Origin of the sequence: Tychonema sp. LEGE 07196 (genome assembly GCF_963890365.1) — a bacterium.
In the GTDB taxonomy this organism is placed as follows: Bacteria; Cyanobacteriota; Cyanobacteriia; order Cyanobacteriales; family Microcoleaceae; genus Microcoleus.
Window position 1 is genome coordinate 1 of the sequence record NZ_CAWPRX010000095.1, and the last position, 10,589, is coordinate 10,589.

A 10,589-nucleotide genomic window follows, 5' to 3' on the forward strand; every position below is an offset into this window, starting at 1 on the left:
GCCCCATGCCCCATGCCCCATGCCCTAAATTTCAATTCCTTCCAAAGTCATAATGACAGCATTCTTCATCAACATATCGCAGCGATCGGCATAAAAAGCTGCTGCCTTATCATACTTGTTGACTTGCAAAACGCGCAGAAACATTTGCCTTGCTTGCGCGAATTGTTGCTGGTAGTGAAAAAAAATGCCCTGTTCAAAATCAGTTTGGGTTTGTCCTTTTAGTTCGATCATCGTATCCGAGTCGCCGTCGTAAATTTCAAAAACAGCAACAGGCGTTTGTTTTCCTTTGACTTGAACGCGATCGAGAAACCGACACTTATAATTTTGTGGATCGTCTATTCGACAAAGAGTCTGGACGCTAGCTACAATACCGACTCCGTAAAGCTTTGTCAATCCTTCCACACGCGCGGCTAAATTCACAGCATCAGAAATTACCGTACTTTCCATCCGTTCCGCTTCGCCAATAGTACCCAACATTAAAGTTCCCGTATGCAAACCAATCCCTATCGAAATAGGTTGATATCCGCTATTTTGCCTGTGTCTGTTATAAATTTTAACTTGCTGCTGCATCTCAATTGCCGCTTGAACCGCATCTTCAGCACGGTTAGGAAACAAAGCCATAATTCCGTCACCAATGTATTTATCTATAAAACCGTTATACTGGCGGATAACTGGGCCAACTCGGCTTAAGTAAGAGTTGAGAAATTCAAAATTTTCTCTAGGAGACATACTTTCTGACAGACTTGTAAATGAGCGAATATCGGCAAACATAATCGTCATTTCCGCCTGTACAGAGTCTCCCAATCTGGCATCAACAATGCTTTCAATTTTGAGAAACTTTAAAAATTCGCGGGGGACAAAGCGGGCCGAAGCTATTGCAATCTTTTCAAGTTCGCTTTTGCTAGCTTCGATTTGAGTCAGGGCGCGAAATGCTCTCAGCGTTGTCACTACTGTGGTAAATAACTTTTTGTTTGTGAGTTCTGTTTTAGTTTTGTAATCGTTAATATCGTAGCTGACAATTACAACATCTTCCGGCACTTGTCCCGGCTGTCCGGTTCGCAAAATAATTCGTACTATTTTATTGTCTAAAATATCGCGGATGTATTTTACAACTTCCAAGCCTGCCTCTTCTGTTTCCATCACTACATCCAGTAAAATTAATGCTACATCTGGATGAGTTTGGATCATTTCTTTGGCTTCTTTACCAGAAAAAGCGCTGATAAATGTGAGGGATTTGTTTTCAAATGTAAATTCATTTAAAGCTAGCTTTGTAATATTATGAATTTCTATTTCATCGTCTACAATTAAGATTTTCCAACTTTCTGGAATCGGTTGTTCTTGGGTCTCGTCTTCTTCCGCAAATATTAATTCATCGTCGCCCAACGCTATTAATTCGTCATCGTTCGCAGCGAAAAGTTTTTTACTAGCTTCTGACATTAATCCCTCTCCTAAATAAAATTGTATGAAAACTCGTGGTATAATAACTAATTACTAATTTTAGCTGGAAACTCCATCATAAATCTTGTACCTTTGTTCAATTGACTTTCGCAGGTAATTGTACCTTTGAGCTTTTGCGTAACGAGGTTATAAATAATGTGCAGTCCCAATCCTGTGCCGCCCTTACCTCTTTTGGTAGTAAAAAATGGTTCAAAGATTTTACTGAGATTTTCTGGGGAAACTCCTTTGCCGTTATCTGCATATTCAAATATTAGCCGATCGCCCTCTAGCTTAAAATCAAAAGCCAGAATCCCTTCGTCTTCTCCATCGTAAGCGTGAACCAGGGAATTAAACACCAGGTTTGTCACAATTTGACACAACACACCAGGATAACTGTCCAGTACAATATTTTCATCGCCTTTAATCTCTATTTTGTGTTTAGTTCTTCTTAGTTTGGCGGTTAAAGATGTCAAAATGTCCTCAAGATAATTTTTTAGGTTAAACGTGCGTTGTAATTCGCTCGACTGATCTACAGCCACTTCTTTAAAACTGTGAATCAAGTCAGCCGCCCGCGTCAAATTTGATAAGATCATATTACTGCTTTGCATGGCCGTATCCAGAAACTTTTCTAACTCGGAACGTTTAATTTGCCCCTTGCTGTAAAGCTCAAAAAATTTTGTGACTTTTTCCGCCAACAAAGAAGCGGCGGTGATGCCGATGCCGATGGGAGTATTGATTTCGTGGGCAACACCTGCAACCAACCCACCAAGGGCGGCCATTTTTTCCGATTCAACCAGTTTCTTTTGGGCAGACTTTAAGTCTTCTAAAGTTTGCGAGAGCTCCGAAGTACGCTGCTGTACTAACTTTTCGAGATTCAGATTGAATTGCTGCAAGTTTGTGTAAAGTTGGGCGTTTTCTATCGAGATAGAAATTTGAGAAGACAGCAGTTGCAATATTTCTAACCTTTCTGGCGTAAATGCACCTGTAGTCAGATTGTTTTCTAAATATAGAATGCCGCTTAGTTTACCTTGGTGGATTAACGGAGTGCAAAGAATTGATTTAGGTTGAAAAGCAATTATATAAGGTGCGTTAGTAAATTGTCCTTCGTGGCTGGCATCATTTAAAACTATACTTTCCTGGGTGCGGGCGACGTAGTTGACAACTGCAACTGATAGCAAAGTTTCTTCTCGCTCTTCATCTACAAAATTTATAGGAATTGATTGCATGACAGCAACGCGATCGGCATCCACAGAACCCGATGCTTCAATAACCAATTTACCATCTTTTTCGAGTATTAAAAATCCTGTTTCTCCCCCGGCATTTTCAATCACAATTTTCATCATCTTTGCCAGTAGTTTGTCGAGAACTATTTCGCTGGCTAATGTTTGTGAAGCTTTGACTGCGGTTGTCAAATCTAGCACGCCCGCACTGTCGCTCGTAGTGCAGGAGCTGCTGGTAGATTTGCGAGTTTCGATATTAGTTGAAATTGAGGCTAAAGTTAGCCACTGCGAGTATTTTGATTCCAAATGTCTTACTTTGGCTTGTGCACCCCAGCGCTGATAGCAATAACGCGCTTCTATCAAGTAACTCTTAGCAATTCTTTCTCGTCCTATGGACAAATAAAATGCTCCCGCTAATTCTGCTGCGAGTGCTTGTATTTGTATGTATCCGTTTTCTTGAGCTCCGGCAATTGCACGGTCGTAATATTCCATTGCTCTGACAATATCGCCTAGAGTTTGCGCTATTTCTGCCTCGATCAAGTCGCATTTGTGCTGGAGGTTCATCGGCGCAGAAAGTGATTTTATTTGGAGTTTTTTGAGGTTGCTGCTGGCGTAAAAAAGATGCTCTTCTTGTTCCTCATTTGTTGCTTGTGGATATGCTGCAAGTCGGGTGAGAGAATCGTAAAAATGGTATTCAGGAACATTAATAAAGCCCGCCACTCCATCTAAATAAAGTTCGGCCTGTGCTGCATTGTCTAGGGCTAGCTCAATATCTCCAAATAAATATGCTAATATTAACTTTTGCAAATAAAAGTGCTGCAAACCGACGCGATCCTTAGCTTTCAATAGCAGTCGTAACAACTTTTCTTCGCTATAATTTTCACATAACAAAAGATTGGAAGTATCCGTATTGTCCATCAATTCCCAAACTGTTTTCTGATATATTTGATTCCAAGTCAATACCGTTTCTTGCTTGAGTTGAAATAACAAATGGTTATAATTAGCCATTTTTTGCTCTAGCGGCATCAATTCTTGACCGATGAAATACAAAGACTGACAAATATTTACCGCCGCATATCCTAGGGATTCTAAATCACCATTTTCCAGGGCGCTTTGATAGGCTTCTTCTAACAGTGGCAAAGTGTCCTTAACATGATGATTGCCGTGCATCAAAACGAATGCAACTAAATTAAGAATCTTACTTTTAAATTCTAAAGCATTTAGTCGATCGATCAAATTCAAAGCTAATTGACCAAAGCTATGGCCTGATTCAATATCTCTAATTATTCTTTGTAAAATTGCTCCGTAATTAGCATAACCAAAAGCCGAAAAAACCGAATTTCCGTAGTTAATCGATAAATTAACTTGCTGGCATACAATCAGCGGTAACAGCACTGGTTCAACTATAAACGTAGCTGCAAACATACTGGAAAGCACGCGCATAGTTCCTAACTTGCGCGGATTTGTCATCACAGGTAAGTTAATTAAATCTTCTATTTTTTTGTCGCCTAAATACGCTACTGTTTGGGCCATTGCTTGCTGAATGTGGAGGGGAACTGGCGACTCTGGCAAGTTGAATCCTAACATTCTTAGTGCTTCTCTACCAATTTGTACAGCTTCTTGCAGTTTTGTTTGCATCGTACAAGCTGTGATTCTGATTTCACAAACTTTGATTTTATCTAGTTCATTCTTTGCGTGTTGTAGGACAATTTCTGCCCATTTTTCCATTTGTTCAAACTCGGTATTGAGGTAAGCAGCTTCTGCCGCTGACTCGTAGAGTGCCAGAGTCAAATCGTAATCGGTTTGCCAACTTTCCTGCGGAAGTAATTCAATACCTACGGTTAAATATTTGACAGCCAGTTCATAAGCTGCACTAGCTTTTGCTTTGCGGCCTGCAATTAAATTTAATTTGCATAATTGAAATTTTTCTAATTCACTGCTGATGATTTCTCTGGCTGCATTTAGTTGGTTAACTATATCAAAAACATAGTTTTCTAATTGCTCTGGAGGTGCGTTTTGTAGCAAAAATCTGCCTATTTTGAGATGAGTTTCTTGTTTTTGGGGTTCGGATATTAAAGCATAAGCTGCTTGTTGAACTCGTTCGTGCAAAAATTTATAAGTCGCGCTAGCAGCATCAGCGATTGGTAGGGACAATTCATCGGTAAAATCTCTAGATATTTGGTCGGTTACTTCTGTAGTTGCTGCTAGTGCGAGCGGAATTTTGTAGGCGTTATTCACGGGCACAATCAGACCTGAATGAAGAGCTTCCCAGAGGTCTGCTGCTACGGAAACTAGAGATTTTTCACAAATTTTTGAGATAATTCCTAAATCAAATTTGTTGCCAACACAAGCAGCTAATTTTAGTATTTCCTGGGTGGTTTCTGAAAGTTTTTGAATGTGATCGATCATTAATTCTACAACATTGTCAGTTATTCCTATTTCTTGTATTTGCTCGATATCCCACTGCCACTCACCTGCAATTTCGCATTTTCTCAAAGCTGGATATGCTGTTTGAGGATTCGACTCATAAATGTTAGGTTCGACTATATCGACAGAAGTATCGGAAGGTGTAAATTTGTATTGCAGCAGTTTTTTTGAGTAAATATACTTTAAAATTTGAGTTAGAAAAAAGGGATTGCCTCCAGTTTTTTGGAAAAGCAATTCTGCTAAATCTAGTGATTTTTCTGGCGAGCAGTTCAGACTATCTGCAAGAAATTGATTGACGCTGGTAATATCTAAATGCGAAAGGGATATTTCGCTGAAATTTCCGCCTGCTTTTTTAATTGCTTCGACGGTCAGCATTACAGGATGGTTTGCGTTAAGTTCTTGTTTTTTGTAGGCTCCAATAATTAATAAATATTGATTTTCTAGGTTTGTTGCTAGCAGTTGGATCAACTTAAGGGATGCTGAATCTACCCACTGCAAATCGTCGAGAAAAATTACTAAGGGATGTGCTTTTTGAGCAAAGACTCGAATGAATTTTTGAAATACTAAATTAAAGCGATTTTGTGATTCATGTAATCCTAAGTCTGGCACTGGGGGCTGCGGCCCGACAATCATTTGTACTTCGGGAAGAACTTCAATAATTACTTGGCAGTTTCCGCCGAGGGCATTTAATATTTTTTGTCTCCAAACTTGAAGTTTGGCAGATGTTTCTGTGAGAATTTGGCGCAATAAGTCTTGAAAAGCTTGGATCAAAAAAGCGTAGGGAATATCGCGCTTAAATTTTTCAAATTTGCTATCTATAAAATACCCGTTTTCCCGGAGGATAGGCTTGTGAATTTCATAGACCAAGCATGATTTTCCCATACCTGCAGAACCGGAAATTAATACTATTTCTGTATTTCCCTGTCTCATCCTATCGAAGGTATCGAGAAGCAGATTAACTTCGGCTTCTCGCCCGTAAAGTTTTTGGGAAATTTGCAGGTTACTTGACCTATCGTGCTCGCCGAGGGTGATGTGAGAAATTTCGCCGGTGGTTTCCAGTTGAAAGAGACATTTTTCTAGGTCGCACCCAAGTCCGAAAGCACTTTGATATCTGTCTTCGGCGGTTTTTGCTAATAGTTTCATGACGATATCGGAAACGACTTGAGGAATTTCGTCGGTTTGTGATTGATTGATTATGCCTTTGATTTTTTGTTTTTGATTCTCCCAAGGAGCAAGTGGTTTTTTGGCAATATGGCAATGTACTAATTCCATCGGATCGATCGCACTAAAAGGCACTTCACCGCAGAGCATTTCATAAAAAGTGATGCCGAGAGAATAAAAATCGGTGCGGTAGTCGATCGCCCGATTCATGCGGCCAGTTTGTTCTGGCGACATATAGGCGAGGGTGCCTTCGAGTAAATTGGGATGGTGGAGGGCGGGGTTTTCGCCCGGTAGCAGGGAGGCGATCGCAAAATCAGCAATTTTGACATCCCCCGTCTCGATTTTGACAATAATATTGCTCGGTTTAAGATCTTTGTGGATGATGTGGTGTTCGTGGAGTTGGCCGAGAGTTTCTGCTAGTTTGATAGCGATTTGCAGAAATTGTTGTAACTCTAGCTGGTTGTTGGTAAGAAATTTTTTGAGAGAAATGCCGCCAAAATCTTCTAAAATTAAAACAGGAACGTGATTGTATTTTTCGAGTTTGTAAAGCTTAACTGTTCCTGGGAAATTCAAATTTTTGAGGATTTCTGCTTCGTGCAGGAGTTGGGCTATTTGTGCTGGGGTTGGGTAGGGCTGCGCGAGAGTTTTGAGGATAACTGGTTTTTGTTGTTCAAGCTGCATTCCTCGATAAATAACTGTGCGATCGTTTGTATAAATTTCTCCGTCTATGCGATATCCTGGAATGGTAATCATGCTGTTTGAGGGTGTTTGGCAAAGTAAAAACTCAAGTTGATAATTTGAGCTGAATAAACGGGAAATAAATGATTATTTTTGAAGGATACTTTTCAATTGAATAAGCGGGAATGAATGGTGAGATAATGGTTAAGATATTGCCTGCGATACTGTGAGGTAAGTGTAATACCAATTTCCTAAAGTAGCCCTAGATATTACCCCCCCAACCCCCCCCTTACGAAGGGGGGGCTAAGACTTCATCCACAGCACATCTTTAGAAAAATGGTATAAATCAAGATCGCATCAAGAGGAAGGGTAAGCGAATCGGTAAATCGGCTGCGATCGGGACTCAGACAAAAAGTGGTTTGAGGCGCTCTTGAGAGAGTTCTGGGCGAGCAGCGGAGGCCCTACTGGCATTTAAATTATTGTATATTTCAATGATTTGTTTCCGTTGGTAGTCAAATCGTCTCCATCCTTTTGTGCTCTGGCTTTTCTGGCTCTTCCAATGTCCTCCTCAAAGATAACAGACAATTTAGATGCAAACAAAACTTATGTGCCAGTGCCAAAATAAATTGGTGGGTGCAAATCAACAGCTAAAATTTCAAAATCATGCAGAATATAATTGCCTCAAATCCAGCGAATGCTACCGATCGCGCTTTTGGTACCGCAGAGATTAAACTACTGGTACTAGATATCGACGGCACGATCGCAGGTTTGTCAAATGACATCCGACAACCCGTCAAGCAGGCAGTTTTGGCTGCCGAGTCGCGGGGAGTGAAAGTGGCCATCGCTACGGGCAGGATGTACAAATCGGCTTTGCGTTTTCACTCAGAAATTGGCTCAACTTTGCCGCTGATTTGCTACCAGGGCGCGTGGATTCAAGATCCAGCTACTCAAAAGCGACTGCGACACTTGCCGCTGTCGAAACAAACTGCTCTGCAACTATTAGAGCATTTTGAAGCACTGGATTACCGATCGCTCCTTTCGATCCATTTCTATATTGACGACAAACTTTACGTACCGGAAATTACTGCAGCTACCCGAATTTATGCCGAACGATCGGGCATTGAACCAATTGTAATTCCAGATTTGCGGCGAGATATGCCGGGGGAACCGACGAAGGTTTTGGCTTTGTGCGAAAATCCAGAGGTACTCCACGGCTTACTCAGCATGATGCGGAAGCGCTACACGCCTGCGGAGCTTTATTTGACTCAATCGGTGGCTACTTTTTTTGAAGCTACGCATCCTTTGGCGAGTAAGGGAGATGGGGTGCAGTATTTAGCCGAAAAAGTTTTGGGTTTGCAGCCGGCTCAGGTGATGGCGATCGGCGACAATTTTAACGATCTAGAAATGATTTCCTACGCGGGTGTGGGCGTGGCGATGGGGAATGCTCCTGATGGTGTGAAGGCTATTGCTGATTGGGTGGCGCCGGATGTGGAGGAAGATGGGGTGGTGGCTGCGATCGAACAATTTGTTTTGGGCGATCGCTGATATTTGTAGCACGAATAATATCAATTCCGGTTGCACTCAGACATGAAGTTAACTGTTAACTGTTAACTGTTAACTGTTAACTGTTAACTGTTAACTGTTAACTGTTAATTTACTATTCCGATGAAGAGAGGATTTGATATAACGCAGGAATGACGGTCAAAATTCACATCTTGCACCATTTTCTTGTGGGGAGTAGGGTTGGGCAGGAGAGCCCGCCCATAAAAAGCTTCCACACGATTGGTGCAAGATATCTGTTTACAAAAACTTTCACCGACTCCCAGCGGGTTGAAGAGTCGTAGCGTAGCGGGGCGTAAGCCATCGCACATTTCTTTCTAATTCTATATTTCTTAGTCCGCGTCGGCGGACATGGTTTGACAAGAGGCGGTTTCTAACCGCCGAGGATTTCTATATTTCTTAGTCCGCGTCGGCGGACATGGTTTGACAAGAGGCGGTTTCTAACCGCCGAGGATTTCTAATTCTATATTTCTTAGTTGAAGACCCAAAAACCCGGCGGTTGAAACCGCGTCTACAAAAACACTCACGCGCCTCCGCGGGTTAAAGAGTCGTAGCGTAGCGGGGCGTAAGCCATCGCACATTTCTCTCTAATTCTATATTTCTTAATCTCCAGAGGCGGAAACGGTTTGTATAGACGCTGTTTCTAACCGCCGAGGATTTCAACTAACCTACAATTCTTAAAAGTGCCTTTTCACAGAAAAAGCACCGACGACTGGCCGTGTTTCGTCTCGGTGCTTTCTCTGGTTCGCTCCTCACACGTCCATCAATATAGCCGACTCGCCCGAATGTGTCAAGACTTTTTAGTAAAGTTTTTTTTTAGTCTTTCCAATCCGGGCGGCGGGTGCGGTGGATGGAGGCAGAACCTTGGCTGTGCAAGGGTTTTGGTCGATCGCCTTTTTCTGGCATTCCCCCGAAAAATTTTAGTTCAATTCCTGCAGCCAGTCCAAAATCAGAGCATTGACTTCACTGGGCCGCTCGTCGTGGGGACAGTGGCCGGTGTTGGGAATTGAAACAAATTTCACTGGTTTATCGTTGGCGGCTAATTCTTGGTAAATTTTGCTGCCGGCGATGGGAGTCCAGGGGTCGTCTGCACCCCAAAGTACCAGTAACGGACGATCGACCTTTGGCAGTAATTCTGACGGTTGAGGGCCCGCTGGGGCTGTGAGAATGGAAGCGAAAACTTGTTGAGCTCCGGGCTCGCAGGAGGGCGCGTGGAGGAGTTCTACGAGTTCGTCGGTGATGGCTTCGCGGTTCCCGTAGACTTGGCGCAGGGTGTTGCGGATGCGGTGTTTTTGGCGGATGTTGTTGAAGACAAACGGGCCGATGACGGGCGATCGAACTAATTTAGTAAAAGTCCCCATCACTACTCGCAGCGGGAAATTCAATTCCTCCGGTCTGTGGTTGAGCCCGCCAGCACAGTTAATTAACACACCCCCTGCAGATATTTCTGGATGGTTGGCGACTACCATCAAACTCAGCAAAGCGCCGATCGAATTTCCGACAAATACAGCCGGTTCCTGTACCAATTCTGTCCAGAAATCTGTCAGCAATTCTTCCCACAATTCCAGCGTATAATCAAGCGCCGGTTTGCCAGAAGCCCCGAATCCCAGCAAGTCCAGCGCAAATACCCGGTAGCCGCCCGCCGCGAGTGCGGGGATATTTTGCCGCCAATGTCCGATCGAAGCCCCAAACCCGTGAATCAACACCAAAGGGCGGCCGGTTCCTTGGACGGTATATTGGATTTTGTGACCTTTCCAAGTCCAAATCAGCTTCTCAAAACTCGTTGCAGATACTAATTGTTGTGCAGTCATTCAATTTTAGATTTTAGATTTTAGATTTTGGATTTACCCCACGGATCGAGTCGGGGGCTTGAGGATTTGAGATTTTAGATGCTTTCGATTGATTCCACGGATCGATCGCGTGGCGGGTATCACCTTTGAAATTCGCTTGTCACGGCTATTATGTAAAGTTTCTTTAACCACTTTCATCATAGCAGAAGTCATTAGTCATCAGTCATCAGTCATCAGTCATTAGTCATTAGTCATTAGTCATTAGTCATTAGTCATCAGTTATTGGTAGCCACTCACAAATAACATCGGACAAATG

At 42.5% G+C, this 10,589-nt stretch carries 4 protein-coding genes; 1 reads left to right on the forward strand and 3 read right to left on the reverse strand.

Going from position 1 to position 10,589, the window contains the following annotated elements; genetic code table 11:
- Positions 1-24: 24 nt before the first annotated feature.
- Both AACV78_RS11760 and AACV78_RS11765 read right to left on the reverse strand, forming a co-directional pair.
- Complete coding sequence (locus AACV78_RS11760; protein ID WP_194008373.1) at positions 25-1,437, reverse strand: adenylate/guanylate cyclase domain-containing protein; 1,413 nt, start codon at positions 1,435-1,437, stop codon at positions 25-27.
- Positions 1,438-1,484: 47 nt separating this feature from the next.
- Complete coding sequence (locus AACV78_RS11765; protein ID WP_194008374.1) at positions 1,485-6,998, reverse strand: trifunctional serine/threonine-protein kinase/ATP-binding protein/sensor histidine kinase; 5,514 nt, start codon at positions 6,996-6,998, stop codon at positions 1,485-1,487.
- Positions 6,999-7,586: 588 nt separating this feature from the next.
- On the opposite strand from AACV78_RS11765, the gene AACV78_RS11770 reads away from it, so the two are divergent.
- The gene (locus AACV78_RS11770) at positions 7,587-8,468 is read left to right on the forward strand and encodes a Cof-type HAD-IIB family hydrolase (protein ID WP_194008375.1); all 882 of its coding nucleotides are present in this window, start codon (positions 7,587-7,589) and stop codon (positions 8,466-8,468) included.
- Between the two features lie 935 nt (positions 8,469-9,403).
- Here the strand turns inward: AACV78_RS11770 and AACV78_RS11775 are convergent.
- Positions 9,404-10,294 carry an alpha/beta fold hydrolase gene (locus AACV78_RS11775; RefSeq protein WP_194008376.1) on the reverse strand — a complete coding sequence of 297 codons (891 nt, stop codon included), beginning with the start codon at positions 10,292-10,294 and terminating at the stop codon, positions 9,404-9,406.
- Positions 10,295-10,589 lie beyond the last annotated feature (295 nt).